The organism is Clostridium hydrogenum, from assembly GCF_021432385.1.
Taxonomy (GTDB): Bacteria; Bacillota; Clostridia; order Clostridiales; family Clostridiaceae; genus Clostridium_S; species Clostridium_S hydrogenum.
In genome coordinates, this window is the sequence record NZ_JAEACT010000004.1 from 964,156 (window position 1) to 987,106 (window position 22,951).

Consider the following 22,951-nt stretch of genomic DNA (forward strand, 5'->3'; position numbering starts at 1 on the left):
TGCTAATAGAAAAGAATACCTATATTTTTCACATGCTCCTATAGCTAGCTAACTTAAAAAAAGTACAAAAAAGGAAGGTATTAAAATGAAAAAATTATTAAATAGCCTTGCAACAATTTTTTTAACTATTTTAACCATAACTTTTACTTTTTCTCCCGCTGTACATGCAAGCAGTTTAGCTACTCCAAACTATGAAGTAAAGCTTATGATGGACACAAGCAAAATTCTAGACACCAATGGAGATCTCTCCTCTACAGTAAAATCAATATTTGGAATTTATTCTTCTAAAAACCTAAACGTACAATATCTTGATACTCAAAATCTCGCTTTAAATAATGAAGGCTGGATTGTACGAATGAGAAAGTTTGATAATGATGACAATACCGAACTAACCTATAAAAAAAGATATTCAATTACAAGTGGAAATATAAATGCAGCACTTCAAATAGCTGCAAATGATGGGTTTGATACTAGTGCAAATAATTATTCGGCTCAAGTTGATTGGGGATACGCCAATGAAACTCTAAGTTTTTCAAATGATAAAGATTTCTCCTACGCTGATTATTCTAGCCTTGACCTTCCAGATACATCATCTTCCATTGAATCAGCTATAGACAATATTCCTGGAAAGCTTAACAAATATCTTTACAAAGGCTGGGCTCAAAGCCAATTAAATAATTCCGTGCTTCACGGACCCTACAGCGGTACTCGATATATTGGTCAATGGGATAACCTTAAAATTGAACTTGAAGTTTATGAACTAAATAACGGCAGTTCAATTGCAGAAATATCCTTTAAAACTGATGATATTAACCAAGCAAGCACTGAAAGACAAAAACTAATAAATACTTTGACTGCAAGCAACTGGCTTATTAAATCTGATGAAACAAAGACAGGTATTATGCTTGGAGAATAGCTTTTTTCTTCTTTAAAACACTGCTTATTTCTAATATACTTTATATTATTCATTCTCTTTCATTTTACAAATCACTAATGCTATAATTAGCAATAGGGGTGTTATTATGAAAAAAATAAATATTACTGCCTATTCAATTGTAGCAGTTTTTATAATTAGTATAATTGTTTACAGATATAGTTCAAACCAATTTGTAATAAATAAAGATAAAATTGTATATGTTTCTTATACTCATGAGCTAGACAAAAATAAAATGGCTGAATTTGATGTCACTAAATATTTAAATCAAAAAAATATAGAATCTATGGTAAATAGCTTAAATAACGGTAAATTAAGACCAGATAAAAATGAGGTAGGAAAACATACCTTAGAACATATGACAATGACCATTTTAAACGACAGATCCTTTGATATTTATAGGCAAAATGGCAGCAAATTTACTATAATGTATCAGTTAAATAAAGAATCTAATTCACCAAATAGCATAAAGCAGACCACCATTAGTTCAAAAACATTGGAAAATTATTTTATAAAATGCAATAAGCTAACTAAAAAACTAACACCTAAATTGACTTGGAATATAAAAAAATAATTCTATTCGTCTTATTCCTTTTAAAGACCATATTAATATTGAAGCAAAATCAATAATTCCCCATAAAGATGAATTATCCGGATATAAAATAACCCCCAAAGGTATGCTGCAAATTTTTAATAATCAACAAGTTCCATGTGAATTATTAAAAACAATATTTAAGGAAAGTTTTGAATAATTTCTTAGGCTCTCCCATCCAAAATTCCGTAGGTACGGAGGAATTTTTTCCTTAAAACCATGTTTATGTGAAGTAGTAGTGTTTTGGAACAATTTAAATAACATCTAATAAATCTTAGGCATTAATTTATGATTTTGTTCTGTTGCATTAGAAATTAATTATCAAGAGTTCATGAACCTACATGGGCTAAAGCCCAAACCCCTAGTATGTGTACTTAGAAATTTCAATTGTCTGAGCATCTTTTCAGCGAGTTATTGAAATTTCTTAGAATTTCCCTCCATCCAAAATTCCGTAGGCACGGAGGAATTTTTTCCTTAAAACCACGTTTTATTTAAGGTAATAGTGTACCAGAACAATTTAAATAAAATCTAATAAATCTTAGAGCCAAAATCTTAAGAGACTTAGAAACTTCAATTGTCTGAGCATCTTTTCAGCGAGTTATTGAAATTTCTTAGGCTCTTAAGATTTTGGCTCTTAGATTTATAGATTTTATTTAATGTTCTGGTACACTATTACCTTAAATATTTGTTAAACCACTCGGTTATTTCTTTAAGTCTTCTTATTTTATGCTTTGGCTTTCCGCTTCTGCTTAATTCGTGGTTCTCACCTCTAAACATTATAAGTTTAGAATCTACACCGTGATACTTAAGTGCTGTAAACATTTGAAAAGCTTCAGCAATCCAGCATCTGTAATCCTCTTCTGAGTGAAGAAAAAGAGTAGGTGTTTTAGCCTTATCGGCATATTTTAGTGGTGAATGATCCCACAACTTTTCTTGATTGTTCCAAGGAGTAGCTGAATTTTGATCCTCTACAAAGAAATAACCTATATCTGTTGTACCAAATTTTGATACCCAATTAGATATACTTCTTTGTGATGCGGCTGCTTTAAATCTATCAGTATGACCAATTATCCAGTTTGTCATAAATCCACCATAAGAGCCACCGGTAACTCCTATTCTATTTCCATCTATAAAGCTAAATTTATTTATAACTTCATCTGTAAATTTCATTATATCGTTAAAATCAATAGTTCCATATTTTCCTCTTATATCAGAAAAATCATCCCCTCTTCCGTCGCTTCCTCTTGGATTGCAGAAAAATACAGCATAACCTTCGCTTGCCCAGTATTGCATTTCATTGTAGAAAACTGTTCCATAAACAGTCTTTGGGCCACCGTGTACGTCTAATATAGCAGGGTATTTTTTATTTTCATCAAAATCTACAGGCTTTATAACCCAACCCTTTATAGTAACTCCAACTGCTGTTTCAACAGTTACCTCTATCGGTTCTGATACCTTTCTTTCTGTTTGAACCCAATCATTAAAAGTAGTTATCTTTTTTTCACTACCATTTTCTAATTGAAATAATTCTTGCAGCTTGCTTGGTTTCATTCCAACAAATAATATACTTGAAGAACTTACACTTATACCATCAACAGAGCCCTTATCAAAGGTAAGTTTTGAAATCTCTCCGTTCTTATCCATTCTATTTAAGAAAGAACTGTCGTCTTCTGTTGTTGTAAAATATAAATACTCACCATAAACCTGCATACTACTTGAATCACCATATCGACAATCCGAACCAACAGAGCTATATATTGAAACATCAAGATCTGGTGTTATACAAGTTCCTTCCTTAGCTTTTAAATCAAATAAATAGAACTTAGCATTTTGATTAAGTCCTAGTTTTTTCATATCTGAAGCTGCAAATATAATATTGTTTTCAGAGATAAAGTTAGCATAATAATATGCCATAGGATTTTCTTCATTAAGCTTTTCAATTTTCCCAGTCTCAAGTTCTAAAATGCTCATAGTATCAACAATTTCCATCTTATTTTTAAAACTGTTGCTTATAATTAAAACCTTGGTTTTTGCTTTATTTATTTCGAAAGCTCCAACATTTGTATATTCATCAGTGATAGCTTCTATTTTATCTGTATCTACATGATAAATATATAATCTTTCTCTCTTCCTGCTTGTAAAAGTTCCTCCGTTAGTCCAAAACGGAATTTCTTCAAGTACTTCATAATCCTTTTCTTCTTTCCTGGCCTTTAATTCCTTATCCTTTTCCTCATCGCCTAAAAGATATAACTCTTTTTGATTCCCGTTATACTCTGCAGTAAAAATATATGTATTTTCGTCTATTATCTTTATTGAACTAATACCTTTATTTATTCTTAAAAACTTCTCCGCTTCTCCACCATGAATATTTATCTTATAATACTGAGTAAATTCTTCACCATTCTTTAGTTTTTCCTTATCTTTGTCCTCTCTTACATCTGGAAATATTATATTTTCATTATCTAACCATAGAAAACTTCTTTCAGAATCAAAAGAGGTTAACTTATAGTATTTTTCACTTTCAACATCTAATATCCACAAATTTGATAAATATTTGTTTTCTTCTACACTACTTTCATGCAAAACAAAACATGCATGCTTTTCATCCAGTGAATGCTTTACCCCCGATAAATACTTATACTTTCCTAAATCATCAATTTTAAAATTTTCCACATTATTCACCCCAATTAAATAGTATTTTATTAAATATCATATCACTTTGCTTATAATTTTTAAAGTAAATCAATTCACAAGTCATAATTAGTATGCTAACATTAATATATTGATAAACCACTTTTACAGATAAACCGTTTCAACTACCAAAATCAATTTGCACCATAATTCCAAGGAGACAGCATTTTGGTACAAATTAATTTTTAAGTTTCAAAGGGTTTATCTCTACAAGGAGATATTTGAATTATGAAAAATTTGTCATTTCAATCTTTATTTAAAAACAAACGCATTTTAGTATCTGCTATAGCTTTAATAATTTTTATTTGTGCAAGCTTTTTTATTGTAAATAATAATGAAGGCTTATACTCGAAAAATATAGCTAAAATCATGTCCGTAACAGAAAAAAACTCTCAATCTAAAAGTCAAAATGGGAAATCAGAAGAAATTACAGAGCAAAATATAAAAGCCATTATAATGAATGGAAAGCACAAGGGTCAAACCATTGGACTTGAAAATACAACTTCATATTCTGAGGTTAACGATTTAAATTTAAAACCTAAAAATGAAGTTTTTGTATCAATATCTGAAGATTCTAAAGGTCACATAATCTCTTGCAAAATAAACGACTTTAAGAGAGATAATTATCTTGTATACATAACAAGCTTATTTGTAGTACTGATTTTAATAGTTGGAGGCATTAAAGGCTTTAAGTCCTTAGCTAGTCTTGTAATAAACACACTAATATTCTTCCTTATAATTGAAATGTTTTTAAACAATTTTAATTTGGCAAGTATTTTTATAGTTTCAGTCTTTTTATTTGTAATCTTATCAATTCTCATAGTTTGCGGAATAAATAAAAAAGCTATTTCTGCCATAGCTGCGGCAATTGCTTCTACCTTTATAACTATGCTGATAGCTTTAGTTGTAATAAAACTAAATCATTCTAATGGAGTTCACTTTGAGGAACTAGAATTTCTCACTCATCCACCAGAACAATTATTTTACATCGAGCTGCTTATAGGCACTTTAGGTGCAATAATGGATATTGCAATTTCAATTTCTTCATCAATAAATGAAATCTTTAATAGTAATCCTGCTATTGAAAAAAAGCTTCTCATAAAAAGTGGAAGAGAAATTGGAAAAGATATAATGGGTACAATGTCCAACACCCTACTTTTTGCATATATAAGCGGAAGCATACCAATTATACTGCTGCTTCTTAGAAATGAATTCCCAATTTCTAATATTGTAGGCGAATACCTTTCTCTTGAAATTATTCGTGCACTTGTAGGCAGTATTGGGGTAGTATTGAGTATTCCTATAACAATTTTCACTTCAATTATGCTTTTAAAAAACACTAGGATTGGAGGATTTATAAAATCATGAGTGTACCATTTATATTAATACTTATTCTTTTAGCTTTAATGATTGTTGTTGGTGGACAAAGAGGTTTGAAATCCTTCCTTACACTGTTTTTTAACTTTATTATGATGTTCATTTTATTGGTACTTATAGGTGCGAAGTTTGATCCTATTAAAGTGACTATTGTAGGCTGCATTATAATAACTTTTATAACGCTATTTTTTATTAACGGAATTAATGTAAAAACTGTATCCTCCTTATTTTCAGTTACATTGGTCGTAATTTTAACAATGCTAATAACTTATGGCATAAGCAGTAATGCAAATATTCAAGGTTTTTCAAAAGAACAGCTTGAAACAACTGCATATTTATCAGTTTACGTTCAATTAAACTTTGCTAAGGTACTTATATGTGAGATTTTGTTTGGCTTACTTGGAGCAATAATTGATGTGTCAATTTCAATATCTTCTTCAATGTACGAAATATATAAAAATACTGCATCAACAACGCCAAGTAACATATTTAAATCTGGTTTAGAAATAGGAAAAGATATTTTAGGAACAATGACTAACACTCTACTTTTTACGTACATAGGTAGCTTTATGACTCTTATTATCTATTTTAGTGAACTGCATTACTCTTTTTCGGACATAATTAACTCTAAAATTTTTTGTTCTGAAATATTTCAAAGTTTATTCGGTGGAATAGGAATTATCCTCATTATACCAACTACAGCTTTTATAGCTTCAAAGCTTTTGTTTTTTAAGAGAAGCGATGATTCTAAATAATGGAGCTGTAGTACAAATTTATTTTATACTCAAATAATAAAAAATGCGAACCAAATCAATTCACAATTCACGATGCACAATTCACAATGAAGGTAGATTTTCTGTAGCAAAGCTACAGAAAATCTTAAAACTTATTTTTTTATTGCTTACGCAATAGCACCATTTATGGTGCTAAGCGAAGCTTATAATTTAAGATTTACCTGACTCAAGGAAGGCAAATCATCCTTCATTGTGCATTGTGAACTGTGCATTGTGAATTGATTTAATTAGTTCGTAATAATTTTAAATTACATATTCTTAGTCCAGCGCTTCCCACTAAATTTTCTTACATCTCTTTTTCCAAGCATTCCTGCGAAATTTTCAATTTTTTATCACTAAATAATGCTAAAAATATACCTGGCAAAAGGATTATAGCCCCTGCTTCAAATGTAACGCTAAAAGCCTTGACAGCATGTGTTAAAAATGTATCTTGAATAGTAGGTACTATTTTTTTTATTTCCTTCTTTTGAGCATCAAAGCTTTCTTTGATTTTATTTTTAGCCATTTCTGGAGAAGTTGCTATCGCCTCAGTTTCCTTTTTATCAATCCTATTTAATATTTCTGAAAGATTAATGTTTTTACCACTCGCTGATTTAATAGACGCAATCATCTGTATTTTAGATTTATTGTCAAATACATTGTCCTTCTGTATTGTTTTTACAGCATAAGCTTTAGAATTAGCCATCTGAACAGTCATATTGGATGTAAATATAGTTAAAAACAATGCAACCCCAAATACATTTCCAAGTGTTCTTGTCATATTGCCTACTCCAGAAGCTATTCCTATTTTTTCTACAGGAACGTTAGCTATTGTGGAACTCAATAGTGTTGCCATGCTTAAGCCTGTACCGGAACCCATAATAATTAATCTTAAAATAACATCTATATTTGAAGCATTTTGGGTAAGGGAACTATTTAAATAGCAAGCAATACATAACAAAAGAATACCCAAGGCACTAATAAATCTATTACCTACTTTTTTTACTAAAATAGCAGCTAATACTGAAAAAAACATTGAACTTAAGGACATCGTTGAGATAATAAGTCCTGATGACAGTTGGGTTAATCCTTTAATTTGAATTAGGAAAAAAGATAGAAAATAAGAACCACACATCATGCCAAGTCCAAGCAAGAATATGCAAATAGACCCACTTGTAAATTGTAAAGATTTAAATAAGCTAAGGGGAATCATTGGTTCCTTAACTTTTAACTCAATAATAACAAATAATATAAGAGCTATAGCAGAGATAGCAAAAAGTGAAAGGATAAAACTCGAAGTCCACCCTTTTTCATTAACCTTTATTAATGCAAAAGTTAAGCAAAACATAGCAACTGAAATTGTTATATTTCCTGCAAAGTCTATACTTTTACTTGCAGTTGGATCATAAGATTCCTTTATTAATTTCATAGTTAATAATATACAAATGCAACCTACAGGTACATTAATAAAGAAAATATATCTCCAATTAAAAAATTGAGTTAATATACCACCAAGCGTTGGTCCACTTGCAGCAGCAAGACCGGCAAAAGCTCCCCAAAGTGCCATAATGGTTCCCCTCTTTTCTGGTGGAAATAGTTCCGCAGAAAGTGGCATTGTAACAGGCACAACAAAAGCTGCAGATATACCTTGAAGGGTTCTAAAAAATATTAGTAGTTCAAGTGAATTTGAAATTCCAGCTAGCAGAGAAGATAGCATAAATAAAAATACTCCTGCAATAAAAATCCTTTTTCTTCCAAATTGATCTCCTAATTTCGAAGCAGTTAGTATAACAACCGCAAAAGCTAAATTATATGCATTTACTACCCAAGAAATATGATTCATGGTAGTATTAAAGTATTCAGTCATTTTAGGTAAAGTAATATTTACTATAGTTGTATCTAATAATGTCATAAAAAAACCTAAAACGATAGCTATAAAAGAAATGAGTTGATATTTTTTATTCATAATACAAACCTCCTAAACAATATATTACTGTATAATAAACTACTATAAAGTATAGTATGTGTGCAAAAAAATTGTCTCTCAATATATTAATTTATTAGAGACATCAATTTATTTATTATAATAATCATTAACTTTTTCAGACCATTTTTCTAAAATATTATAAAATTCATTGTATAGTTCTAACAGAAGAAATCCAGAACCAGTTATCCCATCGTGCTGCTTCTCTTGATTATATCTTGCCTCTACAAAAGCCCTACGTTCTTCTACTTTGGTCTTGAAGCTTTTAAGATATTCCTTCCTTTTTTCTTTAGGTAAATGCTCTATATTAACTAAGAATGCATTAAATTCAAAATAAACCTTTCCTATATCTTTCGAACTTTCTTCCATTAGTTCATTGAAATATAAAATTCCCTTTTCGTTCATTGAATATAATGTTTTTTCTGGCATTTCACCTTCTTTAACGGTTCTTGAATTTAAATATCCGTTATCACATAATTTAATTATATTTTTGTAAATTGACGGACTGCTGATTTTTAACCACCAAGTAAGACTCCAGCTTTCAAATTCTTTAACCATTTCATATGCACTTTTCTCTTTGTTCTGTAAATAACCAAGTATTATTAAATTTATTGAAGACATTTTATCACCACCGTTTATTACACTACTATAAAGTATAGTACTGTGCAATATATTTGTCAATATTTTAAATCATTACCTTTGAAATTTACCGTTCTATTGAATAATACACCTGTGCTTCTCTCTTCCCTGTTTCCTTATTAAAAAAATAATTAGGTAGTGCCGCATCTTTTTTCATACCTGCCTTCTCCATAATACGACCAGATGCTGCATTGCTTTCTGTATGACAAGCAATCACTATATCAATTTCAACTTTCTTAAGCATATATTCAATAAAGGCTTTCAATGCTTCTGTTCCATAACCTAAATTCCAATATTTCGAACCGTAGCAGTCACCCATCTCACAAAGCCTGTGAAGTTTTGAAAATTTAACGCAACTAATCTCTCCTATTGGTTCATAATCCTCTTTTCTAATAACAATCCAATCAAAGAAAAATTCTTTATCATACAAACTCAATTTTGATTGAATGTATTCTCTTGTTATTTCTTCATTTTCATGAGTATCCCAGCTTAAATAACGTGTAGTCAAGTTATCTGAAGTCCAATTTTTATAAACCTTCGCACTATCTTCTATTTCAAATCTTCTTAATATTAGCCTATCAGTCTCTATTTTTTGAGTTCCAATTCCTTTCATATTTTTCCCCTTTCTATGCAATCTTGCTTTCTTCATTAATCGTATTGTATAATAAATATTTTTAATATGTATTAATTATAGTAGATTTTACACTAAAATACACTATAACAACTCCAATATTTTTAATTTAGTTAAAATTTGACTATGTATAGGTCAATAAAAGACAATACAAAACATAAAAAAATGTATACAATGACATTGTAAACGTTTGTAAAATTGGATATTGGTATTGGCTATATTACTATGTTAATAGTAAAAATTAGAAATGGAGAGTGAGAAATATGGCAAAATTTAATTGTAATGTGATTTCTTATACGTTAAAAAGAGCTGTGGATATTACTGTTATTATTCCAACACCGTCTATTCCTGAATCTTTAGGATTTAGTAAATATAAACCTTCTCATAAGCCTGTAGAAAAGTATCCAGTATTATATTTGCTGCATGGCATGGGAAACAATCATGCAACATGGTGTGGATATAGCAACGTAGAACTTTTTGCTGAGGAACGCAATATTGCGGTAGTAATGCTTTCAGGTGAGAACAAAGCATATATTAATAACACAGCAAGTGGTGATAGATTTTATGATTTTATAGAAGATGAATTGCCTGAGTTTATATGTGGTATGTTTCCTATTTCTGATAAGCCAGAGCATACCTATATAGCTGGACTGTCCATGGGTGGTTTTGGTACTCTTGTTCATGCATTAAGCTGTCCTGAAAAATTCTGCGCATTTGGTGCATTTTCAGCGGCTATATCGCTTAACCCTGCAGACATTACTGGTGGTGAGGATAAAGAAATTGATCCAAAATATGATCCACTTACCCTTGCTATAAATCTAGCAAAAGCAGGTAAAAGATTTCCAAAAGCTTATATCGCTTGTGGCGAAAAGGACTTTTTATACAAGGCAAATGTAGATTTTGTAAAGCAGTTATCAGAAATGGGCGTTGAGGTTAATTGGGTATCCGTTCCAAATTATCAGCATGAATGGAGATTTTGGAACTTGCAAATTGAGGCTTTCTTGGACTGGATTCCGCGCACTGATTTTTATGCTAAACTTGGAAAACGCCAGATATAGTAAATAGAAAGGTGGAATAAATATGACTAAGTATTTTGGTACAAGAAGTGAGGTTATAAGCAAAAGGGAAATTGATCACGAAGAAGCTGTTAGAAAATTGGCTGGACAATGTATGGTACTCCTTCAAAATGATGGCTCATTACCTATCATGGCAACAAATGGAAACATTGCTCTTTATGGTAGTGGTGCAAGAAGGACTGTAAAAGGCGGAACTGGCTCTGGCGATGTGAATTCCAGACACGTTATTAATATTGAACAAGGCCTTGAAGCAGTTGGATATAAAATTACAACAAAAGAATGGCTTAATGAATATGATAGATTAGCAGAAAAGAAACATGAGGAATATATGTCCGAACTTGAAGCTATGTCAAAAGAAAATGGTACTCCAGTGTTTATATTGACATTTGGCAATCCTTTTAAGGAACCTCAACCACAGCCAATTACAGAAAATGATATTAACAATTCTAAAACTTCTACAGCTATATATGTTATTGCTAGAAATTCTGGTGAAGGTGCTGATAGATACAATAATGATGGGGACTACTTATTATCTAAAGAAGAAATAGCTGAGATTACCTTGCTTGCAAAAGAATATGAAAAATTTATTTTAATTTTGAATGTTGGTGGAATTATTGATACAAGTGCCATTAAGAGTATTGATGGAATTAATGCTGTAATTCTTGTTGGACAAACTGGGAGCTTTGGAGGATATGCAGTAGCTGATGTGTTAACAGGGAATACTGTTCCATCAGGAAAATTATCTGATACTTGGGCAGCATCATATGAGGATTATCCTTCAGCAGGAACTTATAGTCATAATAACGGCAATATTGATGATGAATATTATAATGAAGGCATCTATGTTGGATACCGATATTTTGATACTTTTAATATAACACCAAATTACTGTTTTGGTTATGGACTTTCATATACAAATTTTGATATAGAGGTTTGTGAGGTTAGAGCTGATGAAACTCAGGTTTCAGTAGCTGTTAAGATAAAGAATGTAGGAGATACTTATGATGGAAAAGAAGTTGTCCAAATTTATTATTCTGCTCCTCAAGGAAAGTTAGATAAGCCTTATCAGGAATTAGCTGCATTTGGTAAGACAAACCTTCTAGCACCTGGAGAAGAACAACTTATGAAAATATCATTTAAGACAACATCAATGTCTTCTTATAGTGAAGAGGCGGCTTCATGGATACTTGAGAAAGGTGATTATCTAATTCGTGTCGGAAATAGTTCTAGAAATACAAAGGTAGCAGCAATTATTACAATAGACAAGGACGTTGTAACAGAGAAACTTATAAATCTATTTAAGGATTCAGAAAAGCTTAACTTAATGCATCCAACACGAAATAATATGTATAAGTATCCTGGTGAGCAGGAGGAAATCTCGGCAGCTAAAAGAATTTTTATTGATACCTCTAAAATAAATGTTGTTGCAATAAAATATAACACAGAAAAACCTGAGTATAAGGATAATATGCCAGAAAAAACACTTACAATGGAAGATATTTTGGAAAAGCGAGCTACTATTGAAGAACTCACTGCACAGCTAACTGTAGAGGAGATGGCTTCACTATGTGTAGGTACTATGCGCATGAAGGCAGACTCTTGCGATGTTATAGGTTCTGCATCTATAAATGTTCCTGGAGCAGCTGGTGATACTACTTCATTAATGCTTGATGACAGAAAAATAGGTAATTTGATTATGGCAGATGGTCCTGCAGGACTTAGACTTACGCCTCATTTTCAAACAAACTTAGATGGAGCATTGATTGTCAATGAACCAGAATTCTCAAATCTGTCTGCTGAGAGGATGGTTAAGTCTGATGATAAGATAGACTATTATCAATATTGTACAGCTGTTCCTATTGCTTGGATGCTGTCTCAGTCGTGGGATATGGAGCTAATTAAAACGATTGGACAAATTGTTGGAAGAGAAATGTTAGAATTTCATGTAACTCTTTGGCTTGCACCAGGAATGAATATTCACAGGAATCCTCTATGCGGACGTAACTTTGAGTATTATTCTGAAGATCCTCTGCTTACTGGTATGTGTGCTGCAGCTGATACGAAAGGAGTTCAGTCTTATCCCGGAATAGGTACTACTATTAAGCATTTTGCTGCAAATTCTCAAGAGGATAACCGTATGTTTAATAATGCACATATTAGTGAGAGAGCTCTGCGTGAAATTTATCTTAAGGGCTTTGAGATTGCTGTTAAATCGGCTCAGCCAATGTCAATCATGACTTCGTATAATCTTATTAATGGAATTCACTCAGCAAATAATTACGACCTCTTAACTTCAGTCTTAAGGGATGAATGGAACTTTGAGGGTTTTGTTATGACAGATTGGTTTACTTCTCAGGAAACACCTTCAATATTCGGAAATGTAAAACATAAATATCCAATTTCTTCTTCTCCACTTTGCATAAAAGCAGGTAATGAATTACAGATGCCTGGATGCAAACAAAATGTGGATGATATTATTGCTGCCGTAAAAGATGGAGTTATTACGCTAGGAGAACTTCAAAATTGCACTAGAAATATTTTAAAAGTGATTTCAAAATCAAATTTTTATAATGGAGTTAAGCCATATACCCAGCAGCTTTGTGATTTGAAGTGGTATGTTAAAACTGAAAATATAAAATAAAAATTTATGATATAAAAATCCAGTAGCCATACTGGATTTTTTGCTGTATAAATGCAAAACTTATCTTTACTCCATGTTTGACAACTAGCTTATTTATTTTATATTCTTATTATATAAAATAGAATTTATTGATAAATAAACTAAAAGTTATATTTGTATACTATAAGAATCAAGGGGGATTAACATGGAGTATATATATGAAAATGTTGTTAATGATGAGAAAATACCTTTTAAAATAATACTACATAATTATGATATAGAGTCAATTTTAATCAGAAGTCACTGGCATGAGGAATTGGAACTTACTTATGTAATAGCTAAAAACGAAGGTACCTTATATATTGATGGTCAAAAGTATATTATGAAACAAAAAGACATTTTTTTAATTAATTCAAATTGTATACACTCTATTTCTGTAAATAGCTGCATACATCAGCTTGCTGTTACGTTTTTAATACCATGCAAATTTTTAGAAAGCATATCCCCCAATTTATGCAATATAGAGTTTGATTGTATGCCCTTTGTTTCAATTAATAATGCATATAAGAAAGAGGGTTTAAAAAAGCTTCGGAAAAATATTATGCAAATTGTAAAATGCTATGATGAAAAAGATACTTTTTGGAATGTTAAAATAACAGGTTTATGTTATGAAACTGTGTATTTACTTTTAAAATACTTTAAAAAAGAAAGAACTTTGGCTGACATAGTTAATAAAAAAGAAAACTTAAAAGTAATATCTGAAATAGTGTCGTATATAAAAAATAACTATACTCAGCCCTTACCTATAGAACAAATAGCTGACAAATTTGGTTTTTCACCTCAATATCTTTGCCGCTACTTTAAAAAACATATGGGAACTACAATCTTAAAATACATTAACAATGTAAGGCTCATAAATGCACATAGGGAGCTTATGAATACAAATAAATCAATAATTACTATATCCCTTGAAAACGGTTTTGCAAATGAAAAATCTTTTATTAATGTATTTAAATCAGTTTATAATAGAACTCCTTTTGAATATAGAAATTCTATTTTAAGGAGTTAAAATTTTGCTATGGTTAGGATATAGATATTTATACACACATGTTACTCTTCATCTATTTTTACTCTTAACCTTTTATTCTTAACCTTTACTGCATATTTTAATTCGTATGCTGATACACCACTATTAATGGCTTTTGCAATTTCATCCATTTCTCTTTTTATACTATCTTCATCAACATATAAGCCAAGTAAAATTGATTTTTCTCCCCAAAACGATCCTTCATTAACACCAATCAACCAATACTTAGGCTCATCGTTTTTTGCTTTATACATTACATGTGATGCTAAAACTTTATAACAATTAACAATTGATTTTCCGTCATATGATTTAATTGTAATTTTCCCCGTTGGAACAATTATATTATTAACTAAAGTTTTATTGTCTTCAGAAGATTTTACAGCCCCAACCATTAAATAGTCTAAAGATACATTAAGTTTCTTAGCTAAAACAAGCAACTTTTCCGTTTCTGGATATCCACTTCCCTGTTCCCATTTAGAAACCGCTTGACGACTTACTCCCATTATTTCTGCCAATTCTTCCTGCGAAATATGCCTTTCTTGCCTAATTGATTTTAAATTATCTGCAAAGCCCATAATTTTATACCTCTCTTTTTTGTTATCATAGATATACAATCTGGAACACTAAAATTGCAAATTCCAAGTTTATCCTGGCAGCAATATTTTTCAATTCACAGTTCACGATGCACAATTCACAATGAAGGATGATTTACCTTTCGCTTCTCTCAGGTAAATCTTAAATTTAAATATTATCAGCTTCGCAAGCACCATATATGGTGCTGCTCAGTAAGCAATAAAAAATAAGTTTTCAGATTTTTCTACGCTTGCGTAGAAAAATCATCCTTCATTGTGCATTGTGAACTGTGAATTGTGAATTGAAAATATTAGCATAAGGATACATTTGGTATTTATAATTTCAATGTTTCAAGTTGTGTATCTATATGTATAAATTATAATAGGTTCTACACTAAAACAACACCAATTTTAAGTTTCAAATCCGCAACTTGTATTTGCATCATTAAATTATGGCTTTCTTACCAAATATAAATCCATTGTGTCATATAGTGTTATGCTATTACCAAAGCTTAAAATAGCATCTTTAATACCTGCATAAAATCCAGATTTATAAGGCTCTTGTAGAGTTATATGACAAGCATGTGTACTTATCCATGAGATATATTCATCAGCATTGAGTTTTCTTGTATTGTGATAATGACGACATTCAATATCAGTAAATCCATATTTTTTAGTATTGTTATAATTCAAGTTGCACTTATACTCTTCTTCTGGATAAAAATATTTATCGTATACTTCCTGTATCTTTGAATATAAAGCTTCATTAGCGCTTTTTTCATCCGTTCTAGTTAGCATCATAGCAAATATTCCATTACTTTTTAATATATCATAAACTTTTGGGAAGCCGATTTCTTCCGGTATCCACTGGATTGTGGCTGCTGAATAAACCAAATCGAATTGATTATGCCCAAAATCATATGTTTCAAAATCAGAATTTACAATTTGAAAATTATCGTATGAGCAAAACTTATTCTTTGTATACTCTGCAAGATTTTCTCCAAGTTCAATGGCCAAATACGAGCAACCTGTTTTCAATATTGGTTCAGTAGCCTGACCTGTTCCTGGCCCAATTTCAAGAACTGTTTTACCTAGTGCAAGCTTTGAGTATTCTATAACATCTGCAAAAAGTTCATCACAATATCGAGTTCTCCCTTTGTCAAATTTCTCAGGAATACTGTCAAAAACCTTTCTAAAATCCATAATAATCTCCCCCTTAATAATGTAAATAATCATCAATTGAAACTGTTATTTATCTTCTGACTAATTATAACATATTCTTCAATGATAACCATATTATTAAAATAATTCATAGTATTCAATGAAAATTCCGTAGGCACGGAGGAATTTTTACCTTAAGCCACTTTTGCCACGAAGTAGTAGTGTTTTGTGGCGATTTAAATAAAATTTTATAAATCTTAGGGGTACATTCTTAAAAGACTTAGAAGTTTCAATTGTCTGAACGCTAGTGAGTTATTGAAACTTCTTAGGATTTTAAGAATGTACCCCTTAGATTTATTAATTTTGTTTAACGCCACAGAATACTACTACTTCGTGGCAACTCCATAATATTCCCCTTCAATAATTTTATCCGATACGTCAAAAGCATTTGAAAGATGGCTCAAATCCTTTTTAGTTGGATTACCTATAACTTTTCCGTTAGTTAAAAGATCATAATCTTTTTTTGTATCCAATAGATTTCTTCCCATAACCGTATCAGCATAATATTTTTTATCTACACCCATCAAATATAAAAGTGTAGGCATTATATCTATTTGGCCACTTGTTATTTTATTCTCCGTGCCCGCCATTTTTTGGTCACCATCGTATATTATAAGTGGTATTTTAAGTTCATCATCTATCATCCAAGGCTGTACCCCTGGAGTTTTTGGAATATCATTAGGGAAATACTTATGAACTCCTGTATGATCCCCATAAATTGCAACAACTGTATTTTTAAGAATGCCGTCCGCTTGCAGTTTATCTAAAAATATACCAAGCTGTTTATCCGTATAATGAATACACTGTAAATACCCACCAATTTCACTATTTTCCATACTGCTGCTCATTTTAATTTCCTTATACTTATTTGGCAATTCAAATGGAGTATGGCTTGTAAGTGTTACAACGAAATCATAAAAAGGTTTTTTCTCTTTTTCAATTATTGGCTCAACCTGCTTCAAATATGCACCATCAGATATTCCAAGATTTATCTTTTCATACTCATTATAATGTGATGAATCTAGTCTCTGATCAAATCCGCCCATAGCTGTTAGTGCCGGTAACCAGTTCCAATACATTGCCTTATCTGGGTGTATTGCCATTGTATAATAGTTATACTTTTTCATTATACTTGGAAGTGAATTATATTTATCTTGTGGAAATCTAAAAAATGTACTTCCTTTAGTAACTGGATATATAGATGCATTAGTCATTAAATCTGCATCGGAGCTTGTACCCTGATTAACATTTTCATGATAATTAGAAAAGTATATACTATTTTTTAGAAGTTTATTCAAATTAGGTGTTATTTCTTGACCATCAAGTTTTTGACCTATTACAAAGTTTTCAAGCGACTCAAACTGAATAACAAGTAAATTTTTTCCCTTAAACATTCCGCTATATTTATTATCTTTAAGATTTTCCTCATTTGCTTTATACCAATTTTTAATTTCACTTTTATCTGAAGCATTAAGGCTCTTAGGTTGTAAATTCTCGAGAAAATCCATAGTATCATAAACATGATAGCCTATTGGAGATATCCTTGACATAGTATATATAGGATTCCATTTTGAACCTAGCCAATACTGATATATGTAGTGATGGAAAACACGTATAGAAACCGGTATGTAAAATATTGCCACCAACATAGTAACTGCAAAAAGTTTTATATTTCTCTTGCAACTTACATATATTTTTCTGAAATAAATATATGCTATAGTAACAATAACTATATCAACTACAAATACAATATCTTCTTTATGAACCATTGCAAACACACTATCTTGAAGGTTGTCTAAATTTCCCGTTTCCTTTAAAAGGTTTGGTGATATAAATGTATTGTAGCCTCTAAAATACCAAAGATCTGCTAAAAGTAGTATGGATATTAACAAGTTTAAAATTATTAAAGCAGTTCCTCTTGATCTACCTTTAAACAAAAATGCTATAGATAGATATGCTAATATAAATATCACAAAAATTGCATACGATTGTATGTTATAAAAGCCCTTAAAAAGTCCTAAAAAGCTAGGATTACTTAAAGTTATAAACCCTGTAAAGATTGTAAACTTCAAGAATATAATTAAAAATGTATAAATGAAAAATATATCCAGCTTAATAGTTTTTATTTTTTGCAAAAACTTATTCATATTTTAACACCTCATTGGTTTCTATAAAATTACAAAGTGCAGCTTAAAATTAAGCTGCACTACAACATTACATTATATCAAACTTTTATATTTCAATCTACAAATATAAATTACATTTTGGTTACAATTTTAATCAAAAACCAGTTTCCCATATAATTACTATTTCATTACAACATAAGTTTTTGCTATTCTATCGTGAAGTCCTTGATTAGCTTCTGAAGAAAGAATAGTAATTAATAGAATTATATCATATACTAGTCCTACATATGATACTATAGTAGACGGCATAGTATATATTTTTGAAAGCTGCTGAATATTATTAGGATCAATTTTAATCTTAGTCTCTGTTAAAGCTACAAGTGTTGATACGATAGTAAAAATTTGAAAAACTATATACCTAAGTAATGCTGTTATAATAGATATCCTGCTTCCATTTTCATCCGTAATCTTAATTCCTAATGCCATTTTACCAAGGGTTCCCTGAAACTTAGAACTTTCCATAATTACAAAATAAGCTATGGCTATTATAATTTCAGCTATATCATAAACTGCTCCAGTACCTGTTGCTAATTTTACAATATACCCTATTATTAACAAGACAATTAAATCGATAATATACGCAATTGCTCTTCTAAAGAAACCCGCATATTCTACTTCAACCTCATCACTAAGCTGACTGTTACCGATGTTTTCAATACCTTCGGTTAAATTAGCTCCACATTTCTCACATACCTTTGATCCTTCTGGATTTTCTGCTCCACAAGTTGGACAATACATTAAATTACCCCCTTTAATAACCAAATAAAATAATAATTACTTTCATTTCTAATATTATCATATAGCATTCAAGTATACAATATTTTTGTTATATACGTTATATAATTTTTAGCTCATTATGTCCGCAAACTCTATTTTAACTTTTTCTGAAGTATTGCTAATATCACTATCTTTTATAGTTTTTACGTCTCCATATCCTCCCATTATTTCATTTCTAATAGTTGGGAACTCCATTATAAACTTTGTACCTACATTTTCCTTACTTTCAAATTTAATCTTTCCACCGTTCATATCAACTATTGATTTTACAAGTGAAAGTCCTATCCCACTACCTTGGGATCTTCTTATTAAGCAATTATCTACTTGAACAAATCTTTTAAATATCAATGATTGCTTATTTTTAGCAATACCTATCCCATCATCTTTTACTTCTATTATTATATTGCCTTTCTTTGTATCATGAATATTAACCCATACATGACCATCTTTCTTTCCAAATTTCACTGCATTTGAAAACAAATTAAGCATAACTCTCTCTACCATATCTGCATCACATTCGATATATTTTTCTTCTACATTTGTATCAAATACTAATTCCATACCTTTTTGGTGTAAATATGTTACTATGGACATGGATATATTTTCCACTAAACTCACAATTTCCATTTTCGAAAAATTAGGTTTAAGAAAACCTGCATCAATTTTTGTTATGTCAATTAAATTGCTAATAATCCTTAAAAGCCTATAACAATTTTGTCTTATAACTTTCATGTAGTTTTTAATTTTAAGATTCTCTATATGTTCATTAGCCACATGCATCTGCATTACTTGAAGTGCGCTATATATTACATTTATTGGTGTTCTCAATTCATGAGATATATTGGCAAAAAATTCGCCTCTTACCTTTTCTCTTTCTTTTGCCTTCAAAAGTTGTTTTTCACTTTCTTCTACGTATCTTTTATAAGAAATATCATGAACCAAACTCAATATCATATCTTTGCTGCCCATATTTACTTTAAAGCAACTTACTTCAACTAATACCCGTTCTCCATTAAAGCAAACTATTTCCTCTTCAATCTTAGATATATATTTTCCGTCATACACATCCTTACTATATTCCTTAATTTTTTGTTCATATTCACTTGCAACTAATTTTATTACACTAACTTCCTTTAAAGTTTTCATTGAAGTTGCTTTAGAAAGCTTAACCATACTATCATTTGCATAAACTATATCATTTTCATCCCTCATAATAACTCCATAGGGCATAAAATCTAGGATATTCTTAAACGAATCCTTCATGTCTAAAATAGTATGTTCCTTATGCTTTATAGCGTCAACTAAATCTTTTGAAAACTTATCAAAAGTTAATTTTACAACTAAATAGCATACTATAATCATTGCAAATAATCTAATAAAATAGCTAAATCTATACAATAAATTAAAATACGGAATATATTCTATAGAAAAAATATGCGCTACTAAAAATAAAATATTAGCAATTACTAAAGATTTATAGATTCCTAGTTCAATTAACTTATTTGAATTTTGATGCAAAATAGACAAGCTAATTATTAGTAATGCTAAAAATATAAATTGATTACCGCAAAAAATATCTTTAAAATCTAATATCTCTCTGTAATGAGAAAATCTATATAAACAAACTATCGAAATTATTATTGCTAATGGAACTATTGAATATATAAAATAAGATATTTTTAAAAACTTCCCTGTTAAAAATTTAAATGATTTTTTGCTTAAAACAATTGCAGAAACATAGGTAATATAATCCATAATATCATGTATAAAATAACACATATACATCACATCGGTTGAGACATTTCCTATTTTAATAATTGCAAATAAAAAAATTATGTTTATCATTGAAACAGCTCCAAAGATTATCTCTAAATATATAAGAGCTGGATTTTTAGACAACTTATATGCAGCTATTACCCCTAAAAATGCTGTAAACTTAACTAATACACTAAAAATTTCAACAGTGCTTATATAATTATTGTTGTTAATAAAAAGAACCTCAAAGAAAATATATAGTAATGCCGATATTGCAAAAAAAGAAATCATTACTTTTTTCATAATATTATCATAACCTGTATCAGTATTTCCTCCATTAGCACTTTGAACAATCATTTAAATCCCCCACATTCAAATACATGATAAATTATTTTCTTTATCTTTTTACTTAATTTTCCTCACGATGAGGATATTTCTACTTACTAATACATCATATATTTTTTTATAAAAAAATGCAACATAAATGTGCCTATAATTGCACTTTTATGTTGCTTACAAATTATTATTATATAAATATGTAACTGAACTCAATTACATATTTATATAATCTGGATTAAAATCTATACAAAGTATATATTCTTTTTTATCTAAGTTTTTAAACACCGCAGAAATGGTCACACACAAATTTCCTGTGGCAAGTGATATATATGGTTCCGTAACATACCTCTCTAGACTCATATTCTTCAAATAGTAATAGTACTTTTTTAATGAATGGTCAGTGCCATTCTTAGCAGGTTGAAATATAAGTGCTCTCTGTTCTCTCATATTAGTGCACCTTGTTGCCGTATCACCAACCTGTATTCCATTTTTATCTAATATATATGCACATTCTAATTCATTATTTTTTTCTATAACTTCATTTATAACATCTACAAATTGTTTTTCGCTAGATTTTGAAAGTTTATTTAGTGCATTATTTATAACTTCATCATATCCCTTGTGAATAACTTCTCTTGCCTCTATTTCTTCTTTCATGTACTCTTTATACTTAATAGCTGTTTTATCTACAAAAGCTTTAAGTTCAGCTACATCTTCAGAATTATTTTTGAAGTATTCTCCTTCTAACATATCTGCTCCAAGTTCCATTATGAGCATTGTTTCTTGCTCATTTCCTATATCTTCACATACTACAAGTGCACCAATCTTCTTTGAAAGATTTACTATTGACTTAAATATTTCTTGTTTATAGTAGTCTCCTTCTATATTCTTTGTTATAGCCTTATTAATTTTAATTATGTCAGGTTCTACATATGATATTTTATCCATATTTACAAAACCCTCACCTAAGTTCTTAAGCGCTATTACAAACCCCTTACTTCTATATAAATATATAAATTCTTTCAAGGCATCAATATTTTCAATTTTTTCTTCCACAATTTGAAGAACAACATTTTTAGAAGAAACTCCCTTGTCAGAAGCTAAATTCATTATTATACCAGAACCAATATGCTTATCAATTATGGATATGTTTATATTTATAAATATTAGCAATTCTTTATTTTCATTGTAAATACTCTGAAATTCCTCAAAAGCTTTTTCTCTATAAAGTCTATCTAGTTCTATTGCAATTCCTTCTTTTTCGGCAATCTCAAAAAGTTCTGATGCAGGTATATTTTTGCCACTTTCATCTGACGCTCCTATGAAAATTGCTTCAAATCCAATTACAGATTTTTGTATTACGGATACCACTGGCTGAAATTTTATATTTAAATTTTTATCAGCTATTATTTTTTTTATATCAGCTGCACTTTTTTTCATTAATAGATCACCATCCCTTAATCTTATATACTAATTATACAGTATATCTTTAAATAAAACAATTAGACGTATGCAGTGTTTATGTAATAAATATTGCCAAGCAAAATGTAGTGCAAAATCAAATAACCTTTGGTAGGCGTAGAAAAATGATGTTAGTGAATAGCGGCTCAAAATCCTAAATAAAATTAATAAAACTAAGCAGCAAATTTTTTAAAGCTTAAGAGCTTTCGATAACTCGCAAAAAAACGCTCAGACAA

17 protein-coding genes are annotated in these 22,951 nt (G+C 30.0%); 7 read left to right on the forward strand and 10 right to left on the reverse strand.

The genetic code is table 11. The annotated features are described in order from the left end of the window. The first annotated feature begins 85 nt into the window (after nt 1–85). Together CUEA01_RS22630 and CUEA01_RS22635 are read left to right on the forward strand one after the other, a co-directional pair. Nucleotides 86–916 carry a hypothetical protein gene (locus tag CUEA01_RS22630; protein WP_234124479.1) on the forward strand — a complete coding sequence of 277 codons (831 nt, stop codon included), beginning with the start codon at nt 86–88 and terminating at the stop codon, nt 914–916. A 106-nt stretch (nt 917–1,022) separates the two neighbouring features. Next, on the forward strand, nt 1,023–1,508 hold the full coding sequence (locus CUEA01_RS22635) for a hypothetical protein (RefSeq protein WP_234124481.1): 486 nt from the start codon (nt 1,023–1,025) through the stop codon (nt 1,506–1,508). Nucleotides 1,509–2,198: 690 nt separating this feature from the next. On the opposite strand, the gene CUEA01_RS25230 is transcribed toward CUEA01_RS22635, so the two are convergent. Next, nucleotides 2,199–4,199: an alpha/beta hydrolase family protein gene (locus tag CUEA01_RS25230; protein ID WP_234124483.1), complete on the reverse strand. Its 2,001-nt coding sequence runs from the start codon at nt 4,197–4,199 to the stop codon at nt 2,199–2,201. Nucleotides 4,200–4,445: 246 nt separating this feature from the next. Here CUEA01_RS25230 and CUEA01_RS22645 point away from each other — a divergent pair, with 246 nt between their 5' ends. Beyond that, nucleotides 4,446–5,585, forward strand: a complete 1,140-nt coding sequence (locus CUEA01_RS22645; RefSeq protein ID WP_234124485.1) for a YibE/F family protein — start codon at nt 4,446–4,448, stop codon at nt 5,583–5,585. Beyond that, entirely contained in the window at nt 5,582–6,349 is a 768-nt protein-coding gene (locus tag CUEA01_RS22650; RefSeq protein WP_234124487.1) for a YibE/F family protein, read from the forward strand. Before CUEA01_RS22645 ends, CUEA01_RS22650 begins: the two co-directional genes overlap by 4 nt. A 325-nt stretch (nt 6,350–6,674) precedes the next feature. Here the strand turns inward: CUEA01_RS22650 and CUEA01_RS22655 are convergent, their stop codons facing one another. From CUEA01_RS22655 to CUEA01_RS22665, 3 genes are all read right to left on the reverse strand, one after another. After that, nucleotides 6,675–8,333, reverse strand: coding sequence for an MFS transporter (locus tag CUEA01_RS22655; RefSeq protein WP_234124489.1), 1,659 nt, complete (start codon nt 8,331–8,333; stop codon nt 6,675–6,677). A gap of 108 nt (nt 8,334–8,441) precedes the next feature. Continuing rightward, entirely contained in the window at nt 8,442–8,972 is a 531-nt protein-coding gene (locus tag CUEA01_RS22660) for a PadR family transcriptional regulator (protein WP_234124491.1), read from the reverse strand. Nucleotides 8,973–9,057: 85 nt separating this feature from the next. Continuing rightward, nucleotides 9,058–9,603 carry a GNAT family N-acetyltransferase gene (locus CUEA01_RS22665; RefSeq protein WP_234124493.1) on the reverse strand — a complete coding sequence of 182 codons (546 nt, stop codon included), beginning with the start codon at nt 9,601–9,603 and terminating at the stop codon, nt 9,058–9,060. 281 nt (nt 9,604–9,884) lie between these two features. On the opposite strand from CUEA01_RS22665, the gene CUEA01_RS22670 reads away from it, so the two are divergent. From CUEA01_RS22670 to CUEA01_RS22680, 3 genes are all read left to right on the forward strand, one after another. After that, nucleotides 9,885–10,679 carry an alpha/beta hydrolase gene (locus CUEA01_RS22670; RefSeq protein ID WP_234124494.1) on the forward strand — a complete coding sequence of 265 codons (795 nt, stop codon included), beginning with the start codon at nt 9,885–9,887 and terminating at the stop codon, nt 10,677–10,679. A 22-nt stretch (nt 10,680–10,701) separates the two neighbouring features. Further along, nucleotides 10,702–13,338, forward strand: a complete 2,637-nt coding sequence (locus tag CUEA01_RS22675; protein WP_234124496.1) for a glycoside hydrolase family 3 protein — start codon at nt 10,702–10,704, stop codon at nt 13,336–13,338. Between the two features lie 184 nt (nt 13,339–13,522). Beyond that, nucleotides 13,523–14,386, forward strand: a complete 864-nt coding sequence (locus CUEA01_RS22680) for an AraC family transcriptional regulator (RefSeq protein WP_234124497.1) — start codon at nt 13,523–13,525, stop codon at nt 14,384–14,386. Nucleotides 14,387–14,427: 41 nt separating this feature from the next. Here CUEA01_RS22680 and CUEA01_RS22685 read toward each other — a convergent pair whose 3' ends face one another. The 6 genes from CUEA01_RS22685 to CUEA01_RS22710 all read right to left on the reverse strand — a co-directional run bounded on the left by CUEA01_RS22685 (nt 14,428) and on the right by CUEA01_RS22710 (nt 22,694). After that, entirely contained in the window at nt 14,428–14,979 is a 552-nt protein-coding gene (locus CUEA01_RS22685; protein ID WP_234124499.1) for a helix-turn-helix domain-containing protein, read from the reverse strand. 447 nt (nt 14,980–15,426) lie between these two features. Continuing rightward, the gene (locus tag CUEA01_RS22690) at nt 15,427–16,179 is read right to left on the reverse strand and encodes a class I SAM-dependent methyltransferase (RefSeq protein ID WP_234124500.1); all 753 of its coding nucleotides are present in this window, start codon (nt 16,177–16,179) and stop codon (nt 15,427–15,429) included. A gap of 344 nt (nt 16,180–16,523) precedes the next feature. Beyond that, nucleotides 16,524–18,344, reverse strand: a complete 1,821-nt coding sequence (locus tag CUEA01_RS22695; protein WP_234124502.1) for an LTA synthase family protein — start codon at nt 18,342–18,344, stop codon at nt 16,524–16,526. 159 nt (nt 18,345–18,503) lie between these two features. Then, the gene (locus CUEA01_RS22700; RefSeq protein WP_234124504.1) at nt 18,504–19,121 is read right to left on the reverse strand and encodes an RDD family protein; all 618 of its coding nucleotides are present in this window, start codon (nt 19,119–19,121) and stop codon (nt 18,504–18,506) included. Nucleotides 19,122–19,229: 108 nt separating this feature from the next. Further along, nucleotides 19,230–21,272, reverse strand: coding sequence for a sensor histidine kinase (locus tag CUEA01_RS22705; protein WP_234124506.1), 2,043 nt, complete (start codon nt 21,270–21,272; stop codon nt 19,230–19,232). A 195-nt stretch (nt 21,273–21,467) separates the two neighbouring features. Continuing rightward, nucleotides 21,468–22,694 (reverse strand): EAL domain-containing protein, encoded by a 1,227-nt coding sequence (locus CUEA01_RS22710; RefSeq protein WP_234124507.1) that lies wholly within the window; start codon nt 22,692–22,694, stop codon nt 21,468–21,470. Nucleotides 22,695–22,951: the final 257 nt, after the last annotated feature.